The 25,679-nt window shown below is 43.8% G+C and carries 29 protein-coding genes; 23 read left to right on the top strand and 6 right to left on the bottom strand.

The window, feature by feature from the left end; translation table 11 throughout:
- Nucleotides 1-114 precede the first annotated feature (114 nt).
- Both ACI35L_RS05765 and ACI35L_RS05760 read left to right on the top strand, forming a co-directional pair.
- Nucleotides 115-1,002, top strand: a complete 888-nt coding sequence (locus ACI35L_RS05765) for a 5'-3' exonuclease (protein ID WP_049670619.1) — start codon at nt 115-117, stop codon at nt 1,000-1,002.
- Between the two features lie 417 nt (nt 1,003-1,419).
- Entirely contained in the window at nt 1,420-1,689 is a 270-nt protein-coding gene (locus tag ACI35L_RS05760) for a DUF6123 family protein (protein ID WP_049670620.1), read from the top strand.
- 48 nt (nt 1,690-1,737) lie between these two features.
- Here ACI35L_RS05760 and ACI35L_RS05755 read toward each other — a convergent pair whose 3' ends face one another.
- On the bottom strand, nt 1,738-2,133 hold the full coding sequence (locus tag ACI35L_RS05755) for a reverse transcriptase-like protein (RefSeq protein WP_439802438.1): 396 nt from the start codon (nt 2,131-2,133) through the stop codon (nt 1,738-1,740).
- Nucleotides 2,134-2,309: 176 nt separating this feature from the next.
- Between ACI35L_RS05755 and ACI35L_RS05750 the strand changes: the two genes are divergently transcribed.
- Both ACI35L_RS05750 and ACI35L_RS05745 read left to right on the top strand, forming a co-directional pair.
- A complete protein-coding gene (locus ACI35L_RS05750; RefSeq protein WP_439802437.1) occupies nt 2,310-2,975 on the top strand; it encodes a reverse transcriptase-like protein in 666 nt (221 codons plus the stop codon).
- Nucleotides 2,976-2,979: 4 nt separating this feature from the next.
- Nucleotides 2,980-3,174 carry a zinc-finger domain-containing protein gene (locus ACI35L_RS05745; RefSeq protein WP_049670623.1) on the top strand — a complete coding sequence of 65 codons (195 nt, stop codon included), beginning with the start codon at nt 2,980-2,982 and terminating at the stop codon, nt 3,172-3,174.
- Between the two features lie 53 nt (nt 3,175-3,227).
- On the opposite strand, the gene cspD is transcribed toward ACI35L_RS05745, so the two are convergent.
- A complete protein-coding gene (gene cspD / locus ACI35L_RS05740; protein ID WP_049670624.1) occupies nt 3,228-3,431 on the bottom strand; it encodes a cold-shock protein CspD in 204 nt (67 codons plus the stop codon).
- Between the two features lie 197 nt (nt 3,432-3,628).
- On the bottom strand, nt 3,629-4,537 hold the full coding sequence (gene metA, locus ACI35L_RS05735) for a homoserine O-acetyltransferase MetA (RefSeq protein ID WP_049670625.1): 909 nt from the start codon (nt 4,535-4,537) through the stop codon (nt 3,629-3,631).
- A gap of 183 nt (nt 4,538-4,720) precedes the next feature.
- On the opposite strand from metA, the gene ACI35L_RS05730 reads away from it, so the two are divergent.
- The 13 genes from ACI35L_RS05730 (at nt 4,721) to ACI35L_RS05670 (ending at nt 18,104) form a co-directional block, all read left to right on the top strand.
- Nucleotides 4,721-6,409, top strand: a complete 1,689-nt coding sequence (locus ACI35L_RS05730) for a formate--tetrahydrofolate ligase (protein ID WP_049670626.1) — start codon at nt 4,721-4,723, stop codon at nt 6,407-6,409.
- 151 nt (nt 6,410-6,560) lie between these two features.
- Entirely contained in the window at nt 6,561-7,067 is a 507-nt protein-coding gene (locus ACI35L_RS05725) for a hypothetical protein (protein WP_053103732.1), read from the top strand.
- Nucleotides 7,068-7,105: 38 nt separating this feature from the next.
- On the top strand, nt 7,106-7,582 hold the full coding sequence (locus ACI35L_RS05720; protein ID WP_439802436.1) for a glutathione peroxidase: 477 nt from the start codon (nt 7,106-7,108) through the stop codon (nt 7,580-7,582).
- Between the two features lie 87 nt (nt 7,583-7,669).
- Nucleotides 7,670-8,512 (top strand): DegV family protein, encoded by an 843-nt coding sequence (locus ACI35L_RS05715; RefSeq protein ID WP_439802435.1) that lies wholly within the window; start codon nt 7,670-7,672, stop codon nt 8,510-8,512.
- A 15-nt stretch (nt 8,513-8,527) separates the two neighbouring features.
- Nucleotides 8,528-9,139, top strand: a complete 612-nt coding sequence (locus tag ACI35L_RS05710) for an HD domain-containing protein (protein ID WP_049670629.1) — start codon at nt 8,528-8,530, stop codon at nt 9,137-9,139.
- Nucleotides 9,136-11,028 (top strand): ABC-F family ATP-binding cassette domain-containing protein, encoded by a 1,893-nt coding sequence (locus ACI35L_RS05705; RefSeq protein WP_439802434.1) that lies wholly within the window; start codon nt 9,136-9,138, stop codon nt 11,026-11,028. The genes ACI35L_RS05710 and ACI35L_RS05705 overlap by 4 nt, the downstream gene beginning before the upstream one ends.
- A 76-nt stretch (nt 11,029-11,104) precedes the next feature.
- The gene (locus tag ACI35L_RS05700) at nt 11,105-12,238 is read left to right on the top strand and encodes a conserved virulence factor C family protein (protein ID WP_049672851.1); all 1,134 of its coding nucleotides are present in this window, start codon (nt 11,105-11,107) and stop codon (nt 12,236-12,238) included.
- A gap of 77 nt (nt 12,239-12,315) precedes the next feature.
- Nucleotides 12,316-13,266 (top strand): bile acid:sodium symporter family protein, encoded by a 951-nt coding sequence (locus tag ACI35L_RS05695; RefSeq protein ID WP_439802433.1) that lies wholly within the window; start codon nt 12,316-12,318, stop codon nt 13,264-13,266.
- Between the two features lie 240 nt (nt 13,267-13,506).
- Nucleotides 13,507-15,222 (top strand): dihydroxy-acid dehydratase, encoded by a 1,716-nt coding sequence (ilvD, locus tag ACI35L_RS05690; RefSeq protein ID WP_439802432.1) that lies wholly within the window; start codon nt 13,507-13,509, stop codon nt 15,220-15,222.
- A gap of 91 nt (nt 15,223-15,313) precedes the next feature.
- The gene (locus ACI35L_RS05685) at nt 15,314-15,745 is read left to right on the top strand and encodes a BrxA/BrxB family bacilliredoxin (RefSeq protein WP_439802431.1); all 432 of its coding nucleotides are present in this window, start codon (nt 15,314-15,316) and stop codon (nt 15,743-15,745) included.
- Nucleotides 15,746-15,812: 67 nt separating this feature from the next.
- Nucleotides 15,813-16,589: a class I SAM-dependent methyltransferase gene (locus ACI35L_RS05680; protein WP_049670634.1), complete on the top strand. Its 777-nt coding sequence runs from the start codon at nt 15,813-15,815 to the stop codon at nt 16,587-16,589.
- Nucleotides 16,590-16,648: 59 nt separating this feature from the next.
- On the top strand, nt 16,649-17,242 hold the full coding sequence (locus ACI35L_RS05675; RefSeq protein ID WP_049670635.1) for a YpjP family protein: 594 nt from the start codon (nt 16,649-16,651) through the stop codon (nt 17,240-17,242).
- Between the two features lie 97 nt (nt 17,243-17,339).
- Nucleotides 17,340-18,104 (top strand): TerC family protein, encoded by a 765-nt coding sequence (locus tag ACI35L_RS05670; protein WP_049670636.1) that lies wholly within the window; start codon nt 17,340-17,342, stop codon nt 18,102-18,104.
- Nucleotides 18,105-18,154: 50 nt separating this feature from the next.
- On the opposite strand, the gene ACI35L_RS05665 is transcribed toward ACI35L_RS05670, so the two are convergent.
- On the bottom strand, nt 18,155-18,580 hold the full coding sequence (locus ACI35L_RS05665) for a GIY-YIG nuclease family protein (RefSeq protein ID WP_439802430.1): 426 nt from the start codon (nt 18,578-18,580) through the stop codon (nt 18,155-18,157).
- Between the two features lie 30 nt (nt 18,581-18,610).
- Between ACI35L_RS05665 and ACI35L_RS05660 the strand changes: the two genes are divergently transcribed.
- From ACI35L_RS05660 to ACI35L_RS05650, 3 genes are all read left to right on the top strand, one after another.
- Entirely contained in the window at nt 18,611-19,315 is a 705-nt protein-coding gene (locus tag ACI35L_RS05660; protein ID WP_439802429.1) for an anthrax toxin lethal factor-related metalloendopeptidase, read from the top strand.
- A 35-nt stretch (nt 19,316-19,350) separates the two neighbouring features.
- Nucleotides 19,351-20,310, top strand: coding sequence for a thymidylate synthase (locus ACI35L_RS05655; RefSeq protein WP_439802428.1), 960 nt, complete (start codon nt 19,351-19,353; stop codon nt 20,308-20,310).
- 136 nt (nt 20,311-20,446) lie between these two features.
- On the top strand, nt 20,447-21,043 hold the full coding sequence (locus ACI35L_RS05650) for a hypothetical protein (RefSeq protein WP_049670639.1): 597 nt from the start codon (nt 20,447-20,449) through the stop codon (nt 21,041-21,043).
- Between the two features lie 425 nt (nt 21,044-21,468).
- Here ACI35L_RS05650 and ACI35L_RS05645 read toward each other — a convergent pair whose 3' ends face one another.
- Entirely contained in the window at nt 21,469-21,960 is a 492-nt protein-coding gene (locus ACI35L_RS05645; protein WP_049670640.1) for a CotY/CotZ family spore coat protein, read from the bottom strand.
- Nucleotides 21,961-22,083: 123 nt separating this feature from the next.
- Here ACI35L_RS05645 and ACI35L_RS05640 point away from each other — a divergent pair, with 123 nt between their 5' ends.
- Nucleotides 22,084-22,437 carry a DUF1360 domain-containing protein gene (locus tag ACI35L_RS05640; protein ID WP_439802427.1) on the top strand — a complete coding sequence of 118 codons (354 nt, stop codon included), beginning with the start codon at nt 22,084-22,086 and terminating at the stop codon, nt 22,435-22,437.
- 101 nt (nt 22,438-22,538) lie between these two features.
- Here ACI35L_RS05640 and ACI35L_RS05635 read toward each other — a convergent pair whose 3' ends face one another.
- Entirely contained in the window at nt 22,539-23,615 is a 1,077-nt protein-coding gene (locus ACI35L_RS05635) for a glycosyltransferase family 4 protein (RefSeq protein ID WP_439802426.1), read from the bottom strand.
- A gap of 157 nt (nt 23,616-23,772) precedes the next feature.
- Between ACI35L_RS05635 and ACI35L_RS05630 the strand changes: the two genes are divergently transcribed.
- Both ACI35L_RS05630 and ACI35L_RS05625 read left to right on the top strand, forming a co-directional pair.
- Nucleotides 23,773-24,528, top strand: a complete 756-nt coding sequence (locus ACI35L_RS05630) for a glycosyltransferase (RefSeq protein WP_156185590.1) — start codon at nt 23,773-23,775, stop codon at nt 24,526-24,528.
- A complete protein-coding gene (locus tag ACI35L_RS05625; protein ID WP_439802425.1) occupies nt 24,525-25,550 on the top strand; it encodes a glycosyltransferase family 4 protein in 1,026 nt (341 codons plus the stop codon). Before ACI35L_RS05630 ends, ACI35L_RS05625 begins: the two co-directional genes overlap by 4 nt.
- Nucleotides 25,551-25,679 lie beyond the last annotated feature (129 nt).

Here is a 25,679-nt window from a genome sequence, read left to right as displayed (position 1 = left end):
AGGAAGACCTTTGCTTCTGGCAATTTTTATTTGGGGCAGCCTGAGGCTTCCTATGCTAAAATGGAGCAATCATGATATTATTTCAAGACCGAATAGAGAACAGGGGATGCAATCATGCAGGACAATCGAACACTCTTATTAATCGATGGTTTCAATCTGCTCAGCCGCGGCTATTTTGCGACAGCGTACGGCAAGACAGAGGACCAATTATATAAAAGCAGCAATGGCGTATATACGAACGCACTTCGGGTATTCTTCCAGAAAATGTTTTCTCTTGTGCGAACAAATGAGGTGACCCATCTGGCTGTTGCTTGGGATGTGAAGAGGGAAGAGTCCTCTAGGCGCCAGAAGTATGATTTCTACAAGGCGACAAGAGGGGAGCTGCCAGCACCGCTTATTATGCAATATGAGGTATTGCGGGAGGTACTGGATAAGGCAGGAGTAAAACAGCTTTCCGTACCGTCCTATGAGGCGGATGATGTGATTGGTACCATCTCGACGCTTTGGAGCATGAATGAATTTGGGCACTGCTATATTTACAGTAATGACCGAGATTTATTCCAGCTTCTCAATGAACGGACAACACAGATTATTGCCGGTAGGGCTGGTGAGACTCACTATACTATTGACCAGTTCAGACTCGATTATGGTATTGATTCAGCGCAGTGGGTGGATGTGAAGGCTTTGCTCGGAGATTCAAGCGATAATATTCCGGGATGTCCGGGAATTGGAGAGAAGACGGCCTTGCCGCTTATCCAGCATTACGAATCGCTTGAGGGACTTTATGAGCAGCTGGAGGAACTTGATTCGAAGTTTAACCGCTGCCGAAAGAAATTACATGCTGGGAGAGAGTCAGCCTTTATCAGCAAGGAGCTCGCACAAATTATTTGTGATATCGAGGAATTCACAGCCTGGACGCATGAAGAGCTGATGTACATGCCTGACCATGACCGCTTAGAGGAAGAGCTGTCGAAATTAGACTTGAATATACGGACACGTTAAACTGAAAAAGGCTGGGACATAAATACTTCAGTCAATGATAAACCTGAATGATTAGACGATAAAGGAATGATTCTATCGTCTAATCATTCGGGTCTTTATTTGTTGTTTTCCCTGTATGAGTTGATTGTGGCTTTCTACTATTAGTGACTAGGGGAATGGAGCGAAATGTACTCGACTCCTGCGGGAAGTAGAGGGAAGCGAGTGCATTTCGTGAAATGGAACGGACTTGTCTTTCCAACTGCTATTGATTACAAAGAATAATGACAATCATTCATTTTTGAGGATCATTGATTAAGTTTTGTCCCAACCTCTATGTTATGGCCTTATTCAGACAATTCGACAAAAAACTGTATCCAACTCCATAAAAATGTTTTACAATTATCATGTATTGACGTGAAGGAGTGTGTTTCAGGGGTCATGGAAAAATTAGAAGAATACATATGTACATTGTCTTCAAAGGGGTTCAAGCTTGGAGAAGAGGCAATTGGTTTTATCTATTTTGGAAAAGAGATGACTTCGGCGCCAGATTGGATCGCCAATATTGCCATAGAATGCACACTGAAAGCGCAAAGACGCTTTGATGGCGGCTTCTATGTGTCATTGCTTGAAACATTAATGAATAATAAGGTTTCTTCAAGGAAGGAAGCCTATTACTTAATGAAGGAATATGGAATACAGGTCTCCTAAATATCATGGCCCAGATTCATCCGTTGAATCTGGGCCATTTCTTATGGGTTACTGGTCATTCTTACGGATAGCCTCTCGAGAGAGCTGGTCAGCTGTCTTGTTTTGTGATTCAGGAATCCATTTAATAAAAAACAGAGGAAACGCTGCGGCGAGCTGCAATGCTTCGGCGAGCAGGGAACGGTACGGCTCCTTTTTGACAAATTCCTTCTCAACCGCATCGGCGACATGCTTGGAATCTGTGCGGACAGAGATGATATCGTCATAGCCCTTCTCCTGGCAAATGCGAAGGGCATGAATCAAGGCTAAATATTCTGCCTCGTGATTATCCCGCGTACCAAGGGGAATAGAATAACGTTCCTGACCCTCACCGGTTTTAATGAAAATACCGGCCCCGCTCAGTCCGGGATTGCCTTTAGCGGCCCCGTCAATATATACTTCTATCATGGTTAAAACATCCTTCTATTCAGCCAAATTTACGCTTTTAGATACAAATTACCTCAGTTGAAGGGAAAAGTCCATAGTTATACTGGACCGTAAAAAAGGTTACGTTAAGTATGAGTAATGCTTTCGGGGCATATAAGAAGTTATACGGTGATCATTTCATTCGAAAGGAGACCCAAATGAAGGTTACATTAAAATGGAATTATACGAAATCAAAGCTTCCCTCTGTCCTGTTTACTTCAGAGGAAATGGATAGTGAAACCGCCGTTCAGATTGCGGCAGACCTAGAAAAAATCGGTCGGGCAAAGGAAATGATATTCATCGATGAGATTGGACAGGAGTGGACAAAGAAACAGTTCCTCAAGCTGACGGAGAAAACAAAGGAAGACCCGCATGAGTTTGTTGTCTATTTTGATGGAAGCCATGTGCCGGGAGAAACTTCAGCGGGCGCGGGTGTCGTCATATATTACAAACAAAACGGGAAAATCTTCCGTGCAAGGTATAATGAACGCTTTGATCAAATCGAGGATAATAATGAAGCCGAGTATTGTGCCCTATATGCAGCCTGTCTTAAAGTAGAGGAAATGGGAGCAAGGCATCAGCGCATTAGCCTAAAAGGCGATTCTCAGGTTGTGTTAAATCAGCTCTCAGGGGAATGGCCATGCTTTGATGAAGCATTGAACAAGTGGCTTGACCGGATTGAGAATAAGCTGAGGGAACTTGGACTTGAATATGAGGTCGAGCCCGTTCAGCGGAAAGCCAATGAAGAAGCACATCGATTAGCTCAGCAGGCGCTTCAAGGTACCTCTATAAACAGTGTGCTTGAAGTGCCGGCAGGAGGATGAACGAATGAGGGAGAGAGGTCAAAAGAAACAGACGTTTCGGCAGGTTGATCATTTATTGAATACGTATTGCAATGGATGCTTTTTGCATAAGCAGCTCGTGTCGGATCATGGACGGAGACATGCCCACAGATTCTGCATTACACAATGTACGGTCGGCGAGCAGCTGAAAATGATAGGCAGCCGATTGAATGAAGAGTAGAAAGAAGAAAAGCCGCCATATGGAAGTATGGCGGCTGTTTGCTTATTAAGTAGTTATTGAGCTTTTTGAACGTTCGCTGCTTGCGGTCCTCTTTCTCCATCGACGATTTCGAAAGTTACTTCTTCGCCTTCGTTCAAGGATTTGTAGCCTTCGCCTTGGATAGCAGTGAAGTGTACGAATACATCGTCTCCGCCTTCAACCTCGATGAATCCAAAGCCTTTTTCGTTGTTAAACCATTTTACTTTACCAGTTTGCATCTTTTTATTCCTCCTAAAACTGTGGCCCATATGAGCCAATAACATATTATCAGAACCGCAATAGGGTGGTCATGACAATTACAATATACAATATTTAAATAGATGGTGTCAAAATGAATCGTGCGAATTAAGTGAATATTTAATTAGTGGGAAAATCTGCTGATTCTTGATTGTCCTTATGCATTGTTATGCAAACATCAATTCCAATCATATGGTGTCGCCTGATAGACATAATAGTTCAGCCAGTTTGCAAACAAGAGGCTTGCATGACTCTTCCATGTATGTAATGGTTTTTCCTTCGGATTATTATTAGGGAAATAATTCTCTGGTATTGGCGCATCAGTTCCCTTTATCAAATCGCGTTCATATTCCTGGGCTAATGTGGACAGCTCATATTCAGGGTGCCCGGTAACCATAATTTGCTTCCCATCTTTTGATGAGACGAGAAATAATCCCGCATGGTCGGATTCGGCCAGTACCATCAGCTCCTCATGATGGCGGATTTCTTCAGCTTCTACATCTGTATATCGGGAATGGGGAGCGTAAAAGATATCATCAAACCCTCTGACCAGCTGTTCGTGCGGCTTAAGGACATGATGGCTGTAAATGCCTGTACATTTCTTTGATAATAATTGTTTAGAAATACCGAAATGATGATAGAGGGCGGCCTGAGCTCCCCAGCATATATGCATCGTTGAGGTAACATGCTCCCTTGTCCAGTCCATGATATCTTTTAGTTCCTGCCAATAGTTCACTTCCTCGAATTCCATCTTTTCAACCGGTGCTCCAGTAATAATCATTCCATCAAACCGGTTGTTAGAAATTTCGTGGAATGTCTTATAGAACTGATTTAAATGAGAAGCTGATGTATGTTTACTCTCATGTGTCCGCATCCTAAGAAAGGTAATATCCACCTGTAAGGGCGTATTTCCGAGGAGGCGGAGAAGCTGGGTTTCAGTTTTCTCCTTTTCCGGCATTAAGTTAAGGATTAAGATCTTGAGCGGGCGGATATCCTGGCTCATCGCTCGAATATCATCCATGATAAAAATATTTTCGTTCTCTAAGATTTTCTTCGCAGGAAGAAGCTTAGGAATGGTAATGGGCATGCTGGAAGCCTCCTTTTCACCTCGAATGGATTATCCGATGGAGTTATAATAATTGGAAAATTCAATCAATGGTTGCAATATTTACTATTGTATTCATATTTTTATTGGCTGGCAAATATAAAATGTGTGTCTCTGATATGATTTTTGTTAAACTAGAGGTGAGAAAGTAAGAGGGGGACTACCATGAAATCGAACACAGTTGTCAAAACCGATATTGAAATTGCGATGGAAGCGGAATTGAAGCCGATTGCCGAAATTGCCGAGAAGCTGGGCATAACGGAAGAAGAATGGGAACCTTATGGGAGATATAAGGCGAAAATCTCTTTGGATGTTCTGAAGAAGAAGGCTGACACAGCCGATGGGCGTTTGATTCTTGTTACTTCCATAAATCCGACAAAAGCAGGAGAAGGCAAATCAACCGTTACTGTCGGTTTAGGCGATGCCCTCTCGCAGCTTGGAAAGAAAGCGGTCATTGCCATGCGTGAACCATCTCTTGGTCCTGTAATGGGAGTTAAGGGGGGAGCAACAGGCGGAGGCTATGCGCAAGTGCTCCCAATGGATGAAATTAACCTCCATTTCACAGGTGATATCCATGCCATTACAACGGCAAACAACGCTTTAGCGGCCTTCATCGATAACCACATCCATCAAGGAAATGACCTGAATATTGACCCGAGAAAGATTATTTGGAAGCGAGTGCTTGATATGAACGACCGTGCACTGCGCCAGATTGTCATCGGACTAGGTGGACCAAAACAAGGTGTACCGCGTGAAGATGGTTTTGACATTACGGTTGCTTCAGAAATCATGGCAATCCTATGTCTGGCTAATGATCTAGAAGATTTAAAGCTAAGACTTGGAAAGATTATTATCGGATATACATATGAAGATAAGCCAGTATCCGTGGCAGATTTAAAAGTAGAAGGTGCCTTAACCTTGCTTCTGAAGGAAGCTATAAAGCCGAATCTCGTGCAAACGGCCGAGCATACGCCATCCATCATTCATGGAGGACCTTTCGCAAATATTGCTCATGGCTGCAATAGTGTCATCGCCACAAAAATGGCCTTGAAGCTGGGAGATTATTGTGTGACAGAGGCTGGTTTTGGTGCTGATCTCGGCGGAGAAAAATTCTTAAACATTAAAACGGCTGCAGGCGGATTAAAGCCGGATGCTGTCGTGATAGTTGCAACGATTAGAGCCCTGAAATTACATGGGGGTGTCCCGGCAGGAGATTTAAAAGATGAGAATCTGGCCGCTCTTGAAGAAGGTTTCTCCAATTTAGTGAAGCATTGTGAAACAATCACGGCATTTGGACTGCCATTTGTCATTGCCCTAAATAAATTTTCCGGCGACACAGAGAATGAGGTTGCTTTATTCCAGCAATTATGCGAGAAATATCACTATACATGTTCATTAACTGAGGTGTGGGAAAAAGGTGGAGCCGGCGGTATAGACCTGGCAGAAAAGATTGAGGAAATAATCGAAAAAGATACTTCCTCCTTTAAAAGGCTCTATAATAATGAAGACACAATCAGTGAAAAAATCAGTAAGATTGCCCAGATTGTCTATGGAGCAGATCGAGTCGAATATTCCCCGGAAGCCCGGAAGCAGCTTCTGCAGTTTGAAGGTGAAGGCTGGGGCAAACTCCCGGTTTGTATGGCGAAAACTCAATACTCTCTTTCTGACGACCCAGCCAAAATTGGACGTCCGGAAGTCTTCACCATTAACATACGAAAATTAAAGCCTTCTATCGGAGCCGGATTTATCGTTGCCTTGACCGGAGATGTCATGACGATGCCTGGTCTGCCGAAAAAACCTGCAGCCCTTCAAATGGATGTCGATGAAAGTGGTAATGCAGCTGGTCTTTTTTAACAAAACATAAAACTTCAATCAGCGGGGAGCTTCTCCGCTGATTCACGAACCGATGATCATCCTTCTAAGCACCCTGCGTTACATTAAGTTTAGAGGCGCGATCTTACAGTTCGGTAAAGCGGGGAAAATCAGGGGTATTGGGAGTGATCGTTTGTTTGATCCAACGGTATTTGAGAACTTAAAGGTTGTGGCTGAAGGAGCCTTCTATGACTTGGATCTTGATGGAGAGTTAGCTGTTATAGACCGGCATGATCTCGTTGACCTTGCCCATATGTCTAGAAAATTTGAGATTATCGCCAGATTGAATGCAGACAAGGAAAAGGATGTGGAATGTACGTTTACTTTATCTGCCTCCATGTCTGCCTTTGCTGAAGAGAAGCTCATTGCCTTCACGAAAAGAAATCCCGGCTGTACGCTTAAATTCATGTTCCGTTTTATCAACCCTGAGCACCCGCTTAGGATCATACACATCCTGAAACAGACATGGGATAAGGGACATCAATACCGGGTTTTGAAGCATATGCCAATTGGCCATAACCGCGATGAAACCTATGTGACGATTGAGATTGAACGGGAAAAACTGATTTATGAAGAAGATGTTTCCTTGCTGCAAACGTATGTACAGCAAATACAGCATATCTTAAGTGCAGGAATGTAATAAAGAAACGGCAATTTTTACGAATGGAGAGGGTAATAATGAACCTTTATGACTTACAGGCTAAATCCATATCAGGTCATGATATTTCGTTAAGCGAGTATCGGGGAAAGGTTATCCTAATCGTGAATACAGCAAGTAAATGTGGCTTTACCCCTCAATACAGGGAATTAGAGGATTTCTATCAGAAATATCGTGAGCAGGGCTTTGTCGTACTAGGCTTTCCATGTAATCAATTTATGGCACAGGAGCCTGGGGATGATATGGAAATTCAAGCCTTCTGCAAGACAAATTACGGTGTAACCTTCCCGATGTTCAGTAAAATTGATGTTAGAGGGGAACGTGCCCATCCAATCTATAAATATTTGACGGAAAAAGCCCCTGGTGTAATGGGCTCAAAAGCAGTTAAATGGAATTTCACAAAATTTTTGATCGACCGTAACGGCGATGTCATCAAACGCTTTGCTCCTTCTACGAAAATGTCAGAGGTCGAACACAGCATCAAGGAATTACTCTAATGGAATCCCTCCCGCCTGGGAGGGATTCGTCATATTAGGTAGAAGTAAGAATAAAATGTTGTAGTCTCATATAGTAGGAGGAAAAGCATGAAAAAAGTTGCCTGGGTTACAGATAGTTCTGCTGTGCTGGATGAAGAGTTACGGAACAATCCTCACGTGTATGTTCTGCCTGTTCACTTAATCATAAATGGGAAATCCTATTTGGATGGAGTTGATTTGACGACAGAGGAGCTTGTCCGTCATTTGGACAATGGAGAAGTACCCTCCTCCTCACAGCCATCTGTAGGAGACTTTAAAAAGTTATATGAGCGCCTTGCAAAGGAGGAGTATGATCTGATTTTCTCCTTTCATGTGTCGAATGAGCTCAGCGGTACTTATTCTTCAAGCGTGCAGGCAGGAAAGATGGTGGGAATTCCAGTCTTCAGTGTGGATTCAAGCTTTCTGTCCTATCCATTGACGCTTCTGCTCAAAAAAGCCATCAAGCTATGGGATTTCTTCCAGGAGCCGGAGATTGTCATTCAGAGCATTCATGCCATAAAATCAAAGCTGAAGGTATTTGTCTGGATTGGCTCTCTTCAGCAGCTGCATAAAAGCGGAAGATTATCAGCGAGCAAGTACTTCCTTGGGAGCTTGATGAAAATTAAGCCAATCGTAACAATTGAGAATGGAAAACTTGAAATCAAGGCAAAGGTACGGACGTGGAAACAGGCGACAGATAAAATAAACAGCTATTTAAAGGAATCCATGGCATCAGGCAAAATTGAAGAGGTCTTTATGCTATACGGTCGTGATGAAAGGCAAACCCTCGAATGGAAAGAGATGATACAAGCGGAAGGGCTGGATGCTTCCCTGAGTGCTAACCCGCTTGGGACAGCACTAGCCCTCCATGCAGGTACAGGCACGGTTGGGATTGGCTGGCTGGAAAAATAAAAGGGGAATGATGGATTGGAACAGCTAATAAAAGAAGCGGAGATCTTTGTGAGGGAGCGATTTAAAGAGGACGTCACAGGACATGACTGGCTCCATATGGAAAGAGTCCGTCGACATTCTCGCAAGATTTGGGAAAAGGAACGAATGGGCAACCCGCTATACATGGATTTGGTTGCTCTTCTCCATGATGTGGATGATGACAAGCTGGCATTAACCGCGAATGATTTAACGCTTAAGGACTGGCTAATAATGAATAAGGTCCCGTCTGACATGGTGGAGAAGATCCTGACCGATACGGCTAATATCTCCTTTCGAAAGGGAAATCGTTCCTTGCTCTCACCAGAAGCATTGATCGTTCAGGATGCTGACCGGCTCGATGCCATCGGGGCTATCGGAATCGCGCGAGCATTCGCTTACGGCTCGAAAAGCGGCCAGCTCATTTGCAGGCAGGGAGAATGGAAGGAAGATAGAAAGAAGAAAAGCGGTAGTACGGTTGCTCATTTTTATGATAAATTACTAGTGATCAAAGACCTTATGAATACTGATACAGGCAGAGAAATGGCTGAAGAAAGGCATGCTTTTATGCAGTCTTATCTTTGCCAGTTTGAAAAGGAATGGAAAGAATGAAAGTACTAAAAGGAATAGGCTTAAAAAAGGAATATGGCGATAAGGTGCTATTCGACCAAATCGAATTCTCTATTAGCGAGAATGAAAAAATTGGATTAATTGGACTAAATGGAACCGGTAAATCATCTTTAATGAAAATAATTGCAGGTGTGGAAGAGGCAGACGGCGGCAGCATTGATAAACCGAAGGACTACCGAATTTCCTTCCTTGGCCAAACCTTTGAGGTGGATGAGGAGGAGAGGGTCCTATCCTTTATCTACCGTAATGACTCACCCGTATTCCGTGTGGTAAAAGAATACGAGGAACTGCTCGAAGATATGAAGCTTGCTCCCGATAATCAAGCCTTGCTCGATAAAATGTTCAGCCTTCAAGCCAAAATGGATGCTGAGGGCGGCTGGGAAGTACACTCCAATGCTCAGATTATGCTCAATAAGCTTGGAATTACAGACATGAATGCAAAGATGGGGCATTTATCTGGCGGTCAGAAGAAAAGATGTGCCTTGGCAAAGGCTCTAATGGAAAAAGCAGATCTTCTCATTCTAGATGAGCCGACGAACCATCTGGATTATGAGAGCATTGCTTGGCTGCAGGAATATTTACAAAACTATCAAGGCTCCGTTCTCTTCGTGACCCATGACAGATATTTCTTGGATGCTGTAACCAAGAAGATTTGGGAGCTTGATAGGGGAATGCTTAATGCCTATGATGGGAACTATGAGAAGTTCATGGAGATTAAATCCATTCGTGACGAGGTGGAGGCACGGGCTGCTCATAAGCTCTCTAGACTTTACGCGGCTGAGCTTGCCTGGATGAGAAAGGGTGCAAAGGCACGGACAACAAAGCAGAAGGCAAGAATCCAGCGTTTCGAAAGCCTGCAGGAGAAAACAAACCAAACAACGAGCACAGAGGACCTCAGCTTGGACGTCTCCTCATCAAGACTGGGCAAGAAGGTACTTGAGCTGAAAGATGTACGGAAGTCATTTGGAGACAAGGTTCTCTTTAAGCCGTTTTCCGTCATCCTGCAAAAAGGGGACCGAATCGGTATTATCGGATCTAATGGGAGCGGGAAGACAACCATGCTGAAGATGCTGGCTGGAGAAATTCCTGTTGGCGGCGGAGAGATTGACCGTGGTGCAACCGTGAATATCGGTTATTACACACAGGAAAATGAAGATCTGCCATTGAACAAGCGCATGATTGAATACATCCGTGAAACAGCTGAAGCGATCACGCTCGCAAATGGAGAGCGGGTATCAGCCGCACAAATGCTTGAGCGCTTTCTGTTTGAACCATACACTCATGGGACCATCATTGGGAAATTGTCCGGAGGTGAAAGAAGGCGCCTTTATTTGCTTAAGATTTTGATGGGCTCCCCGAATGTCCTTCTGCTCGATGAGCCTACCAATGACTTGGATATCCAAACATTGACGGTGTTAGAAGAATACCTGCAGCATTTTCCTGGTGTTGTCGTGACCGTGTCACATGACCGCTATTTCCTTGATAAAACATGTACAAAGCTGTGGATATTTGATGGACAGGGAGAGATTAATGAATATCTTGGCCAGGCTACCGATTATTTCGAATGGCGTCAATCACTGGAGAGAGAGACGGTTCCCGAACAGAAAAACCCTGCTCCTAAACCTGCTCGAAAAGATGAGACAAAGCAGAAAAAACGCCTTTCCTATCATGAAATGCGGGAATGGGAAGGGATTGAAGATAAAATTGCCGGCGTAGAAGAAAGATTGGAAACAATCGCAGAAGAACTAGCGAATACAGGAAGTGATTTTGAGCTGGCCGCGAAGCTAACGGAGGAAGAGAACAGCTTGAACGAAGAGCTTGAACACTTGATTGAGCGCTGGACCTATTTATCCGAGAAGCAGGAAGGTTAAAATCATACGAATGTAAATATTTTGTCAAATATGCTACAATCCCCCTAGAGTTAAGTGGTCAGGGGGATTTTTTATGATGAAAATAATATCAATTGAACCAACACCAAGCCCAAATACAATGAAGGTCATCTTAAATGAAGAACTGCCAATGGGCAAAAGCACTAATTACAAAAAAGAGATGGCTGAAACCGCTCCGCCATTCATTAAAGAAATCCTTCAAATTGAAGGAGTAAAAGGCGTTTATCATGTTGCTGATTTCCTCGCCGTAGAAAGAAATGCCAAATATGATTGGCCGGCATTATTGATGCAGGTTCAGAGCATCTTTGGTGATGGTGAGCAGCAAAATGGATTGAACTCACTTGCCTCAGGACAAGGATTTGGCGAGGTGAAAGTTCAAATTCAAGTATTTAAGGGAATCCCTATACAAATCAAGGCAAACAGCGACCTCGAGGAAAAGAGATGGTCCATGCCGGATGAATTCCTGCATGCATTCAAGCAAGCCCAATTTGCCGCGGACAATGCCGTATTAATCAGGAAATGGAGTGATTATGGCAGCAGATACGGCAATTTAGATCAAATCGGCCAAGAAGTCATGGATGAATTGCTTGCAACATATCCGGCAGAACGTCTGAATCAGCTTGTCGAAGATGCGAAGAATTCCAAGAATGATAGTATAGAGATCAGGAGAGTCCAACGAAAGAAGCTGACAGAAGAGGACTTAAACCATCCAGATTGGCGGGAGCGCTTTAAGGCCCTCGACCTTATGGAGGACCCTACCTTGGAAGATATTCCGCTGCTCGACAAAGCACTTGCAGATGAGAAAGCTTCCATCAGACGGCTTGCAGTTGTCTATTTAGGTATGATAGAAGATGTAAAGGTGCTGCCATACCTGTATAAAGGATTAAAGGATAAGAGTGTTACAGTCAGAAGAACGGCTGGTGATTGTCTCTCAGATCTTGGCTTTAAAGAAGCAATTCCTGCCCAAATGGAAGCATTAAAGGACCCTAGTAAACTTGTACGCTGGAGAGCGGCAATGTATCTATATGAAGTAGGAGATGAATCCGCGCTGCCAGCCTTGCGTCAAGCAGAGAATGATGAAGAATTCGAGGTTGCTCTGCAGGTGAAGATGGCCATTGAGCGGATTGAAAAAGGGGAAGAAGCACTGGGCTCTGTCTGGAAACAAATGACCGAGGCGCGTAAAGGCCAATAAACTAGAAATCTCGCTGCCGGGTATTGCCGGCAGCCTTTTTCCGTTCATCCATCTAAACACAGCAAGGAGATGTACATATGCTTCAATCGATTAATAGAATACTAAACTCCATCATGGCCTTCTTCATACCAGCCTGTCTGGTCATCGGCTTTTTTCTGACCGACCAGCTATTGTGGATGTCCGGATTAATCCCATGGGTCTTTGCCTTCATGACCTTTTCAGGTAGCTTGAACTCCAGCTTTTCCTCCTTTAAAGGGATCGTCAAGCATCCAGGGCCCATCATCATTACGTTAGTCAGCTTACATATTATCATGCCCTTATTCGCCTACGGAGTAGGGCAGCTCTTTTACCCGGATGACCAATATACCGTGACCGGCATCGTTTTGGCTATGACCATTCCGGCAGGCATCACGAGCTTTGTCTGGGTTGTCATCTACCATGGAAACCGCACTCTAACATTGGCCATTATTTTAATCAGCTCATTATTATCACCCTTCATCGTACCTTTTAATCTTGCGGTACTCGTCGGAGAGAGTGTCCATATTGACTCGCTGCAAATTATGAAAGGTCTCTTTTGGATGGTTGTTTTCCCATCACTAGCCGGTATGCTCTTCAACTCCTTTACGAAAAAAGAAGTCATCCTCCGCCTCGACGAGATCTTAACGCCCATAACCAAATTTGGACTCGGATTTGTCGTCATGCTAAACGGCGCAGTCATCGCACCTTATATCAAAGAAACCATCAGCGGAAGATTGCTTCTCGTCGGAATCACTGTATTCGGGATTGCCTTATCAGGCTATGTTCTCTCCTATGTTGTCGCCAAAATAACCGGCCAGAACAAAGAATCAATCGTCTCCATGACCTTCTCAGGAGGGATGCGTAATATCAGCGCTGGAGCTGTCCTTGCAACCACTTACTTCCCGCCATCCGCCGCTGTACCAGTTGTACTCGGCATGCTCTTTCAGCAGCTAAGCGCAACCTTGTTTGGGAAAATATTAAATAAAAGACTGCATTTATTGGGTGAATGAGGATGAATGAGAAACGCAGGGATGCCTGCGTTTCTTTATTATGTGGAGGTGTAGGGGGAAGGGTGCGAGGAGTATGGGAAAAGCCAGGCAGTGTCCACCCTGTACCCATGCCTTATCTCCCTCGGGTAAAATGTAATTTCGTCCCTCACCTGCGAACTCTTTGCTAAATTGAAGAAATAGTTGAAATTTTTAGAAAAAAGTACTATATTGAATAGAAACTTACATATGGGGGCATGGGAGATGGAGAAAGACTTGCGTGTAAAGAGTAAAGTGATCAGTGATGGCGGACCGACGAGAGTGCCTAACCGCGCAATGTTGAGAGCTGTTGGATTTAAAGATGAAGATTTCAAAAAACCAATGATTGGTGTCGCTAGTACATGGAGTGAGGTGACGCCGTGTAATATTCATATTGATGAACTAGCCCGTTTAGCGAAGCAAGGGGCGGCAGAGGCAGGGGGAGCTCCGCTCATTTTCAATACGATTACGGTCTCGGATGGGATTTCCATGGGGACGGAAGGGATGCGTTATTCGCTGCCGAGCCGGGATTTGATTGCTGATTCTATTGAGACGGTGGTTGAAGGGGAGAGCCTGGATGGCTTTGTCGCTATTGGCGGCTGCGATAAGAATATTCCTGGTTGCTTGATTGCTCAGGCACGGATAAATCTGCCTTCTGTCTTCGTTTACGGCGGAACGATTGCTCCGGGAAAATTGAATGGCGGAGATATTGATGTTGTTTCTGCTTTTGAGGGCGTCGGCCAGCATAATGCGGGTAATTTAGATGACGAGAGTTTGTATAAGATTGAATGTCATGCTTGTCCTGGAGCTGGTTCTTGCGGTGGGATGTACACGGCGAATACAATGGCGAGTGCAGCAGAGGCGCTTGGAATGAGCTTGCCGTATACTTCTTCGAATCCAGCTGTGTCTTCTGCTAAGAAGGAGGATTGCTTGAAGGCAGGACAAGCGGTTTATCGGCTATTAGAGCTTGGTATTACGCCAAAGGATATCTTAACGAAGAAAGCCTTTGAGAATGCGATTACGGTTGTTATGGCGCTTGGCGGTTCGACGAATGCGACCCTTCATCTTATGGCCATTGCAACCACTGCTGGCGTGGATTTAACGCTTGATGATTTTAACCGCATTCAGAAGAAGGTTCCGCATATCGCAGACATGCGGCCGAGCGGTCGATATGTTATGCAGGATCTTTACGAGGCAGGCGGTGTTCCAGCTGTTATGAAGAGATTGCTTGAGGCCGGTCTTCTTCACGGAGATTGCTTAACCGTTACAGGGAAAACCATTGCCGAGAATCTGGCGGAAGTGGAGGATTTGAAGGAGGGGCAGAAGGTTATTTATCCAATTGACCAACCCCTTAGAAAGGATGGCCCGCTTGTTGTATTGAAGGGGAACTTGGCGCCTTCTGGTGCTGTAGCAAAGGTGAATGGCCTTAAGGTAACAAAAATGACTGGGCCGGCGAAGGTGTTTGATGACGAGCCGAGTGCAACAGAAGCTATACTAAAAGGTGAAATTAAGCCGGGTGATGTGCTTGTGATTCGATTTGAAGGACCTAAGGGCGGCCCGGGTATGCCGGAAATGCTGTCCATTTCAGCTATTTTAGTCGGAAAGGGTCTAGGAGAATCGGTCGCATTGCTTACAGATGGTCGTTTTTCAGGCGGTTCTCACGGCCTTGTTATTGGTCATATTGCGCCAGAGGCGCAGGCTGGCGGTCCGATTGCATTCTTGCAGACAGGTGATATTGTAAGCATTGATGCGGAGGAACAAATCATCAATATGCATGTTTCGGATGAGGAGATTGCCCGCCGCCGAGAGAACTGGATTGCTCCGCCGCTTCATCCAAATGGAACGCTTGGCAAGTATGCAAGGCTTGTTTCCTGTTCTTCGAAGGGAGCCGTGACAGATTTATTTGAAGGTGAAGCTGTACTGCATACGGTGAAGAGATAAACTGGGTGTGCCGATGGTTCTTCTATCCTTGCGCCAGCTCGTGTTCTGATGTATCCTAACAGGAGAACAGTAAGAATTTGGGGGTATGAATATGTCCATGGCATATGATGAATATATGAAACAAATGGTGAAGCCGATGCGTGCTGAGCTAACAGAAGCCGGCTTTAAAGAACTGACAACTTCTGAGGAAGTAGATGCATTCATGGAGAATGCGGAAGGAACAACACTTGTTGTGATTAACTCTGTTTGCGGCTGCGCAGGCGGACTTGCAAGACCTGCTGCTGCTCAGGCGATTCAGGCAGAGGTGAAACCAGACCATCTTGTGACGGTTTTTGCCGGGCAGGATAAAGAAGCAACAGCTAAGATGCGGGAATACATCGCGGAAGTACCGTCAAGTCCTTCTATGGCTCTCTTTAAGGGAAATGAATTGGTTCACTTTATCCCAAGGCACGAGATTGAGGGCTTCACGCTTGAGGATGTCCGGGAAAACCTGCTCGGTGCCTTTAACCAATACTGCAAATAAGAATGGATGTGAGACTTTCCGGAACTGGGAAGTCTCTCTTTCGTTCGTTAAAAAAGGAGTAAGAAGCTTGTTTGTTACAACGATTGAGAGAACGAATGAACAACTGAATGATAAGGCTATGAAGTCAGCCGAGCAGCTAGGGCTTCTCTATGTGGAAAGAAAGAAGCGGACAATCAAGCAGCTTCAGGCTGATCTCCAAATGCCATGTATTGTGGTGGGGAAGGCTCGTACGGAATTGTATGACCTCGGCAGCGATAAGCCTTTATTCTTTCACCCGAATATGGCTGCCATTCGTATGAAGCGGATTGAAAGGGGAGAGATGGATCCATTCATCGACATGACTGGTCTTCATGAAGGAATGTCTATTCTTGACTGTACAATGGGGATGGCGGCGGATAGCTGGGTGGCTGCCTATGTTGTCGGAAGCTCGGGAATGGTAACTGGCTTAGAGGTTAACCCCTATATTCATTTCATCATGAATGAAGGCAGAAAACATTATGAAGACAGTCATTCACCTTATGGAGATGCTCTGAAAAGAATCAGGATGATTCGAGCTGATTATAATGATTATCTGCGAGAGGCAGAGGATAATACCTATGATGTGGTCTATCTCGATCCTATGTTTACGGAAACGGTTGAGGAAAGCATGGGTATGTTTGGGCTTAAAGGATTTGCTTCCTATGATGATGTAACGAGTGAAGCAATTGAGAATGCAAAGCGAGTTGCAAGGAAACGAGTTGTTCTAAAGGATCATTTTAGGAGCGGCCGTTTTGAGAAATACGGTTTCACTATACAGAAAAGAAAGTCTGCAAAATTTCATTTTGGTGTGATAGAATTAATTTAATAGTTCTTTATTTTTGGACAAATCATTTCAATAAAGCCATATAGCAGGCAGGTGAATCGATGAAGAATTGGTCCAGGTTTTTGAAAAAGACATTGGTCGTTGGTCTTTCGGTCTTAAGCTTCGGGGTAATCACTCCTTCCCAGTATCAGGATTGGTATGAGGGAACAAGCACCAAGGATGTCAAGGACAAGCCGTATGCCATAACAGATGTCGCACAGACATTTGATGCGGCAGAAACGGTCGACCCGCAAGGTGAATTTCTTTCTTTTATGGTAAGCCAAGCAGAATCACAATCGATTGAAAAGTTTGGTCCGCGGATTGCTCCGGTAATCCAAGATGAATTCTATTCTGCCGTGCTGCCGGGCATGCAGACAGCACTTGAAGAATTCTCCGCTGAATATCCGAATGAACGTCTTTCGGATATCGTGGTTTCGGAAAAGCCGGCAGGTGGTTTGGGTGAGAAAATCTTCCATTTGTATGACGGTGAAACAAAAAAAGACCTGATTCGTTTCCATGTAAGGCGCGAAAACCCTCCTGGGGAAGGTCATTGGTTCGAATTTCACTACCATACATATAAGGATGATTTCACCAATCATCATTCGATTGCACGAATTTATTGGAGCCAAAATACCCCGCCAAAATGGCTGAGCTGAAAAATGTTTCTGCCATGGGGACTTTAGGGAAGAATACGTTGGAGACAACGTATTTTTCTTATTTTTAGTGTAAAGAAACAGGAGATGACATACATCAATGAATGACTTTCTAATGCAATTGATTGACACATATGCTTCCTTCTTTGATTGGCAAATGTGGGTAAATGTTTTAACGGACCCAGTCAGCTGGGGCTTGATAGCCACATTGGTCGTGATGGAAGGATTGCTTTCAGCTGATAATGCCCTAGTCCTTGCGGTCATGGTCAAGCACTTGCCGCATAAACAAAGGAAAAAAGCGTTATTTTATGGCTTGCTCGGCGCTTACTTTTTCCGCTTTCTCGCTATCGGGATTGGCGTCTATCTCATCAAGATAGAGTGGGTGAAAGCCCTTGGTGCCGCCTACCTTGCTTGGCTTGCCTTTGATCATTTCTTCCGTAAGCCTAAGAATGAGGGAGAAGAGCTGGAGGTTAACAAGAAAGGACTTTTTATTCGGCTTTTTGGACCGTTTTGGGGAACAGTCGTTTCGGTTGAACTAATGGATATAGCCTTCTCCGTTGACAGCATACTCGCGGCATTCGGTGTGAGCCAAAAGGTATGGATTTTATTTGTTGGAGGTATTCTTGGCGTCTTGATGATGCGGGGGGTAGCTGGTGTATTCTTGAGACTGATTACGAAGATACCGGAATTGGAAAGTGCGGCTTTCGTGCTGATTGCCGTCATTTCCCTAAAGATGCTTTTATCCATCTTTGAAATCCATATTGGACACGGCTTATTCTTTGCTATCTTAGCTGTTATCTTCGGCGGAGCGATTGGGCTTCATTATTACCGGAAGAAACACCATCAAGAAAGAGCCCATTCTTAAAAAAGATAAGCGGCAAGGAGCTTGAGCATACAGCTTTCTTGCCGCTTGTTTTATTTATAGTTGAAACTCTTGATATATTCATCTGTCAAAGGAAGCGCAGGTGTCCCTAAATAAATGAAATGGGACGGACATTTACAGTCCGAGGAACCCATCCGCGGCACGAGAATTTTTCCCTTGGCAATGAATTTACCAGCAAGTTCACATTCTGATAAAGAATCATCATATGTTATAATCTTTAAGATTGTTCCATATGGACGGATATAATCCATATGCCAGCGTTTCTTCTTCTCTCTACATATATGGCGCTCAATCCGTTTCTTTAGATTACGCTTGGCGCTGCCGACATATACATAGACACCCCTTTGGAAGGAATAGGTGCCTAGTTTGCCTATTTCAACCTCGCATTCCTTTTCGATTAATAGAAAGATAGCATAGTAGAGATGGTGCGCAGGCGGTGTTTGAAATTCTTGTATCATAGTTCATTCGCTCCTAAGAAGGTGATTACGTTGGGAAGAAGAAAAGGATATGGCATTGCTGTTATCGCTGTTTTATGTATGAGTTTAATGCTGATATGGCCGATCAGCCGCTATTACGCTGAAGCGATGTTTCTACGAGATAAGGGTGGCCAGGTTTCGAATCCAGCCATCCTATCATCTATCATTATTTTACCCGAAAAAGAAGAGGATTGGAACGAGGCAGGAGAGATCGTTGCGAGGATCAGTTCACTGCCAGAAAGTTTGCTGGAAAAAATAAAGGACAATGGCATTCGGCTGAAAATATTTACCGATCAATTGACTGACCAGCCGGAAGCAGCCCATCTCAAGGGTGTTCTGCCAAGGGGGTATACGACGACAACCTGGGATGATGTGCCGGGCATGGGCGGCGGAAGGACGGTATTGGTGAAGGCCGGCTCAAGTGATATGGGAATGGGGCATGATTCCATGAATCTTGAACTGCATGAGCTTGCCCATTCAATCGATTCCATTATTTTATCCGATAGAAGCCAATCAGAAGAATTTAAACAAATTTGGCGGGAAGAGGTTGCTCATGTCTTCCCGGGAAGAGATTATTTCCTTGATTACCCGGAAGAATACTTTGCTGAAACATTTACACTTTATTATTATGATGAGGAAATGCGCAGCCGTTTATACACAAATGCGCCAAAGACCTTTGCGTTTTTTGAGCAGCTGGAATTAACCCAATTTGCTTGATAATATAGAGATAATTCGCCATGGAGGGGATCGCATTGAGTAAAAATGAACAAGCCTATTTAGATTTATGCCGGCATGTGCTGGAGAATGGAACGAGGAAATCAGACCGGACTGGAACAGGTACGATGTCTGTTTTTGGGCATCAGATGAGGTTTGACTTAAAGGATGGTTTCCCTTTATTAACGACGAAGCGTGTACCGTTTCGCTTAATTGCGAGTGAATTGATTTGGTTTATTAACGGAGATACGAATATTCGTTTCTTGCTTCAGCATAACAATAATATTTGGAATGAGTGGGCATTTAAAAAGTGGGTAGAAAGTGATGAGTACACAGGGCCTGACATGACAGACTTCGGCATTCGTTCACTAAAGGATGAGGAATTTAAAAAGGTCTATGATGAGCAAATGGAAATCTTCAAAAAGAGAGTGCTTGAAGAAGATGATTTCGCTGCTAAATATGGCGAGCTGGGCAATGTGTACGGGAAACAATGGAGAGCTTGGAAAACCTCTACGGGTGAAACAATTGACCAGCTGAAGGATGTCATCCATGATATTAAGCATAATCCTTCATCACGGAGATTGATTGTGTCTGCGTGGAATCCAGAGGATGTGCCGACTAATATGGCCCTCCCGCCTTGCCATAGTCTGTTCCAATTCCATGTGGCTGATGGAAGATTATCCTGCCAGCTGTATCAGCGCAGTGCAGATATTTTCCTCGGCGTGCCATTTAATATCGCAAGCTACGCCCTATTAACGCACTTGATTGCGAAAGAATGCGGTCTAGAAGCCGGCGAGTTCATTCACACTTTAGGAGATGCTCATATTTACCTGAATCACGAAGAACAGGTACGGACCCAGTTGCAAAGGGAGCCGAAAGAGCTTCCGCAATTGGTAATTGATCCGTCCTTTACAAGCATCTTCGAATTGAGCTTGGATCAGTTGAAAATTGAAGGCTATGACCCGCATCCGACCATTAAAGCTCCGATAGCGGTATAACAGCAAGAGAAAACCGGGGCTGTCTCGTTAATGACGATGACAGTCCCGGTTTCTTTCGTTTCATGAGTCAATGGACAAACGCCTGCTGCATATAAATATCATGAATGATATTTACGTGTGAAACGGAGGAGTCCATATGAATGAACAAAATGGCGGCGGCTCGGTTGCCCCTTTATTCTATATTATTCAGCCAGAGATCCAAATAAAACGTTCAGAGCAAAATAATCAAGAAATTTATCATAGCAGAGAAGTAATCGTGGAGTCGCCGCTTGTTGGAGCGAAGCTTGAGCAAGATGACGTCCAGCATGCAAAAGCTGCAGCTGCAGCGGCTCAGTCTATGCAGGAAATTCAAGAGGAAGTTAAGCAAATTTCATCAGAGTTCAACATTCCTGTCAATATTCAAGCAGAGGCCATGAAGAAAATGGAGGAGCTTGGTGCTGTTAAGGAGGAGCCTGTTCATCTTGAGAAAGAAGCTCCAATAGCATCCGAGGTGAAGTCAGTGGCAGAGGTAAGTGAATCTGAAGCAGAACGCAAAAAAGCTGTCAGAATGACCGTCACCCGCCTGGCACGGTATCCGCTTGTTGTACCAAAGCCTGTTTGCGAATTGACGATTCAAGGCGAAAAGGTTAACGCCATCATTGAAAGCAAGCGCGGTGAAATGGTGAGGCTTCGGGTTGGATCAGTCACCAAATCCTTTTCAATAGATGAGATTGAGGATATAAAAATAGTATAAAATGTACCTGCCATTTCCCCGTACGGCTGTACGGGGTTTTCTTATGAAGGGATATGACTCTCCAGAAAAGATTGAATCAGAATGGAGAAAGGAAAATAACTTCAATAACATGAATAAGGAAAATTCAATCCTAAATAGATATTGTCTCTAGTGGTGTTATGTTCTTGCCAATTGGTCTTCTGAAAAAATAGAAAGAATAAGGAATTTGTCCAAACCAATTGAGGGCTTGGTTAATAAGATACAGTAGAAAATGAAAGACGAATGACAAGCCGTCATCTTAAATCCCGTCTTATCCTGATTCTAAGCGGCCAAGCCCAATCTGTAAAAAGGAATCAAAAAAAACAACCTGAGGTTTAGGGCCCCCAGGCTGGTTGAACGATTTCGTGATAATTTGGCAACATGTTTCTGCCGTCTCCAACATATGGTTAGGTAAGTGTGATTGGAGGCAGGCAGGAGACAGAGACGAAGGCCTTCAAATCGACTGTTATAAAGGCATCTGTGCAAGTCAGCACTTCGTTTTGTAGTTCAAATAGAACCTGTGACGGTGTAAGCTGGGTGTCAGTAATATATGGAATGGTGCTGGAGCTTTTTAGCAATTCCAGGGATGCGCAATTGTTCTCCGGATCTACATCTTCTACACGGAAAATGGCTGAATAAAGCAGGCTGGATGTCGATGGAGCGACATTCTCCCTGACAGCGCCGTATCCGATGAAAGGCAATCCTGTGCACTTCAATTGAAGAATGATTGGGATTGTATTGTAGCCAGAGGTTGTAATTCCGCCAATTAATTCCTGGATAGCACGATTACAGCCAGTTGCTCCTTCTTGGCCAGGTTCCACTCTATCTTGAGCTTCCACAATTGCAAGCAAAGTATCAGTAATACAATTTTGTGTTTCATACTCAGAACCGCAACTCATGATTTTTCCTCCTTGATGTTTTATTTCCTTAACAGACTATGAAGATTTCACCTATCTGGTTTGATTAAATAGCCTATTTTTCGGCAATTTGGTAATGGTTCTGGAGATATGGAGGTGCTTTTTATGCTTGAGCTGGATTTTTTCTCTCTTTTGCTGCTGGGACTTGCTTCCTTTCGTCTGACTAGATTAATTGTATTTGATGCTATAACGGAAAAAATACGTGCCTTTTTTCTGAAGGAAGTGGTACAGGAAAACGGGCAAGAAGAGGAAGAGATTTATTTAGTTCCAAGAGGAAGCGGCGTGAGAAAATTTATTGGGGAGCTAATCAGCTGCTTTTGGTGTACAGGAATATGGACAAGCGGTTTATTGATCGTGCTATATTCACTTCTTCCATCTGTTGGGATTTGGGTTTTAGCTATCTTATCGGTTGCAGCAGTCGCCAGTTTGCTGGAGATGCTTGTACAAAAGCTTTATTGAATAGGGTATACAAATAGAAGAAATACGGAGATACATATCCCAATGATTCGGTATACCAGTGAAAAAGCCTGATATCATCATGTGATCAGGCTTTTTACTGTTTATATTCTTTTAAGCTCCGTAATCATCGCCAGGAATTTGTTGGCATACTTTTGCAGGGAGAAATGCTCTTTCACATAATGGACGGCCCTTTGAGTAATTAATTTACGGTGACGTTCGTTATGAAGGAGATTCTGCCCTTCAAGGACAGCCTTTTGAATGTCACCCTGTTGATAAATCTGACCGGTCCGATTATGGAATGCAAAGCTTGAGATGCCATCAGAATTCGTCGTTAGGATAGGACATAGACAGCACATAGCCTCTAGCAGCGCATAGCCAAAACCCTCCGTGATGGTGGTGGAGCATAGAAAGCCGCCAGAGCTGGCAATTCGCGAATAATAAGTTGGCATTTGTTCGTGGGGAATATTATAGAATATTTGACAGTTCTTTAAGGAGGGGTTTGTTTCTAATAGCTCCTTGAATTCTTTCATATCAGCTGGAAGGAAGATTGTGCTGTCTAAGAAAAACCAAGCCATTAAGCGCGGATTATTCGGGACTAAATGTAAATAAATTTGTATGAATTCCCGCCAGTTCTTGTGAGGTTCGATACGTCCAACCCAGCCAATGATGGGATCGGGTTCTTTTTCCGGATTGGTGTAAGTAAATTGAATGGTATTAATGCCATTATGAAAATGATATTTTCGTTTATTCGGAAATTCTCTGTTAGTAATAGTAATCAAATGGGGTGTCTGCGGTGTCAGGATGGCGTCAGCATATAGATCGATGTATGGCTTTGCCAGCTGTTGTAAGAAGACTTTTGCTTCTGGGATTGACCCAAGTCCCTGGATTTCATAAATTAAGATGCCGGTGTAGCCATAATTCCGAATCACTTCAAGGTCGGTATAGGTAGAACACACAATAATAGCTTCATAATTTCCTTCCATGACCATTTTTTGCCGTTCAGAAGGGTCTGTAATGACAAAGGCTGCTTCATTCGTGATGTTTTGCAGACCGGGACCTGTGGAGGAGTATAATAGGTCAAATTTTATCTTATACGGTGCAAGAGCCATGCTGCGCTGTCTTGCTAATGTTTCTACCCCGCCGCTTGGGTAGTTATATACAAACAGCATTTTTCTCATTGTGGTGATCACCTCCATTTAATTTGTTTTTATAACTATATGAGGGCTGAGGGAAATAATGCCCCGTCTGATTGGGCGAGAACAATGGGATAACTGGTGCATACAATGTTTGAAAGGCTTCCTTTTCACCAGAGAGGGTGGAAGGGGAGTGTGAGTCATGGGACAAAAGATAGCACATGGCGGAAAGGTGAATGGAATTATGGGTCCAAAGGTGACAATCATTATCCCTTTTTATAATTGCCCCTATGTCGCACAAGCAATTGAAAGTGCCTTGAAACAAACCTATCGGAATGTAGAAATTATTGTCGTTAATGATGGGTCAACAATCCATGCCGATAAAATTCGCCCTTTTATCGGCAAGCTAATCTATATTGAAAAGAGTAATGGAGGAACGGCCAGTGCATTAAATGAAGGGTTGAAGAGAGCGAGTGGGGACTATATTGCCTGGCTGAGCTCTGATGATAAATTCCAGCCCCGCAAGCTCGAAAAACAGCTTGCTTACATGCAGGCTCTCCAATCCAGTATTAGCTATACAAATTTCTCTGTCATCGATGAGAAAAGCAGGGTCGTGACACAAAAGGCAGGAACACATTATCCCGATAGAGCAGATTTTGTCCGTCATTTAAGCAAAGGCTGCCATATAAACGGATGTACGATCATGTTTAAAAAAGAAGTCTATGATAAAGTGGGGGAGTTTAATTCTTCCTATAAATATACACAGGATTATGATTATTGGTTAAGAGTCGTGCAGCATTATCCGTTTGATTATCTTGATGAGCCATTAACCTTGTATCGTGTCCATTCTAATATGGGTTCAAAACAGTATCCACGTGCCCAGCGAGCGGAAATTCTTGAATTACGTGCCAAGTATAAGCGGATTTTGGCGCAATTAGAATGGGGGACTGAGAGATGAGATTTGTCTTTCCGATATTGACCTTGTGTAAAGGCGGTGCTCAGCGGATGTTAGCTGAGATTACGAATGGATTGAGTGACAGGGGGCATGAGGTCACAATCGTGATGCCCCGCCATGGTGATGTTGAGTATCCTATTAGGTCAAGATTACATCGAACGGATAAAACGGTTTTGATGGAATCAGATTTTCCTTATGCTGATTTTATTATTTCGAACTTTTTTACGACGGTTCCTATTGCCCAGGAAGCCAGTCTTGCGGGCAAAGGGAGGCATGTCAGACTTAGCTTATGTTATGAACCAATCTTTTTGAGTGACCAGCATATTACTTTCCCATCATATAACGTTACGAAGGATATATTTGTTCTGTCGGAGTATCAGAAGGAATTGATTGCGATCAATCATGGCATTCAAGCGAAAATCATTCCTGTTGGGGTAAGCGATCTGTTTCATAATAAAAATCTTAGACAGAGCAATGCAGCACTAACGATTTCTGCCGTGTTAAGAAGACCAGAGGGCGGTCACTCTTGGCAAAGGAATCAAGACGAATTGGTGGAAACCTTAACCAACATCAAGGCTGGATATCCATATGTACAGGTGAATTGTATTGTTCCAGCTAATGAATACCGGTTATCCGCCCAGCTTAAAAAAATCATGAAACTAGGTTTGTTTAATTTGCAATGTCCGACAACGGATGAGCAATTAAGCGACCTGTATAACAGAACGGATATTTTTGTCTCCTCGTCAATCCATGAATCTGCACTCTTGCCGCCGCTTGAAGCGATGAAATGCGGGGCAGCAGTCGCTGCCTATTATGCAGGAGGGAATAAAGGATATTGCCGTCATGAAGATACTGCTTTGACATCATTCGCTTACGAGCGAAATCTGTATGATCATATCGCCAGGCTTATTCTTGATAAGGATTTAAGGGAAAGGATTGCTTTTGCGGGGCATGCGGAGTCATTGAAGTGGACGTGGGATAGAAGTGTGAATCGATTCCTTGAAGAAATTGAACAACTTTCTTAATGGGATAATGGAAAGGAAGCGTTAAGAGTTTGGGCAGGCAGGTGAGGCTGAAAAAAGAAAGAGAATTCTTCCGAAACCATGACATATATACAGTCTAAACATGAAAATGGTCATATAAAGGGTATATAG

This window comes from Pradoshia sp., from assembly GCF_051873915.1.
In the GTDB taxonomy this organism is placed as follows: Bacteria; Bacillota; Bacilli; order Bacillales; family Pradoshiaceae; genus Pradoshia.
This window is presented reverse-complemented; position numbering and strand designations above follow the sequence as displayed.

Coding starts and splice junctions, on each gene's coding strand:
- ACI35L_RS05630 (WP_156185590.1), top strand. CDS start 23,773: ATGGGACAAAAGATAGCACATGGCGGAAAGGTGAATGGAATTATGGGT.
- ACI35L_RS05765 (WP_049670619.1), top strand. CDS start 115: ATGCAGGACAATCGAACACTCTTATTAATCGATGGTTTCAATCTGCTC.
- ACI35L_RS05645 (WP_049670640.1), bottom strand. CDS start 21,960: ATGAGTTGCGGTTCTGAGTATGAAACACAAAATTGTATTACTGATACT.
- ACI35L_RS05670 (WP_049670636.1), top strand. CDS start 17,340: ATGAATGACTTTCTAATGCAATTGATTGACACATATGCTTCCTTCTTT.
- ACI35L_RS05745 (WP_049670623.1), top strand. CDS start 2,980: ATGAGGGAGAGAGGTCAAAAGAAACAGACGTTTCGGCAGGTTGATCAT.
- ACI35L_RS05695 (WP_439802433.1), top strand. CDS start 12,316: ATGCTTCAATCGATTAATAGAATACTAAACTCCATCATGGCCTTCTTC.
- ACI35L_RS05730 (WP_049670626.1), top strand. CDS start 4,721: ATGAAATCGAACACAGTTGTCAAAACCGATATTGAAATTGCGATGGAA.
- ACI35L_RS05675 (WP_049670635.1), top strand. CDS start 16,649: ATGAAGAATTGGTCCAGGTTTTTGAAAAAGACATTGGTCGTTGGTCTT.
- ACI35L_RS05640 (WP_439802427.1), top strand. CDS start 22,084: ATGCTTGAGCTGGATTTTTTCTCTCTTTTGCTGCTGGGACTTGCTTCC.
- ACI35L_RS05760 (WP_049670620.1), top strand. CDS start 1,420: ATGGAAAAATTAGAAGAATACATATGTACATTGTCTTCAAAGGGGTTC.
- ACI35L_RS05650 (WP_049670639.1), top strand. CDS start 20,447: ATGAATGAACAAAATGGCGGCGGCTCGGTTGCCCCTTTATTCTATATT.
- ilvD (WP_439802432.1), top strand. CDS start 13,507: ATGGAGAAAGACTTGCGTGTAAAGAGTAAAGTGATCAGTGATGGCGGA.
- ACI35L_RS05700 (WP_049672851.1), top strand. CDS start 11,105: ATGAAAATAATATCAATTGAACCAACACCAAGCCCAAATACAATGAAG.
- ACI35L_RS05720 (WP_439802436.1), top strand. CDS start 7,106: ATGAACCTTTATGACTTACAGGCTAAATCCATATCAGGTCATGATATT.
- ACI35L_RS05665 (WP_439802430.1), bottom strand. CDS start 18,580: ATGATACAAGAATTTCAAACACCGCCTGCGCACCATCTCTACTATGCT.
- ACI35L_RS05715 (WP_439802435.1), top strand. CDS start 7,670: ATGAAAAAAGTTGCCTGGGTTACAGATAGTTCTGCTGTGCTGGATGAA.
- ACI35L_RS05635 (WP_439802426.1), bottom strand. CDS start 23,615: ATGAGAAAAATGCTGTTTGTATATAACTACCCAAGCGGCGGGGTAGAA.
- metA (WP_049670625.1), bottom strand. CDS start 4,537: ATGCCCATTACCATTCCTAAGCTTCTTCCTGCGAAGAAAATCTTAGAG.
- ACI35L_RS05625 (WP_439802425.1), top strand. CDS start 24,525: ATGAGATTTGTCTTTCCGATATTGACCTTGTGTAAAGGCGGTGCTCAG.
- cspD (WP_049670624.1), bottom strand. CDS start 3,431: ATGCAAACTGGTAAAGTAAAATGGTTTAACAACGAAAAAGGCTTTGGA.
- ACI35L_RS05705 (WP_439802434.1), top strand. CDS start 9,136: ATGAAAGTACTAAAAGGAATAGGCTTAAAAAAGGAATATGGCGATAAG.
- ACI35L_RS05755 (WP_439802438.1), bottom strand. CDS start 2,133: ATGATAGAAGTATATATTGACGGGGCCGCTAAAGGCAATCCCGGACTG.
- ACI35L_RS05750 (WP_439802437.1), top strand. CDS start 2,310: ATGAAGGTTACATTAAAATGGAATTATACGAAATCAAAGCTTCCCTCT.
- ACI35L_RS05685 (WP_439802431.1), top strand. CDS start 15,314: ATGTCCATGGCATATGATGAATATATGAAACAAATGGTGAAGCCGATG.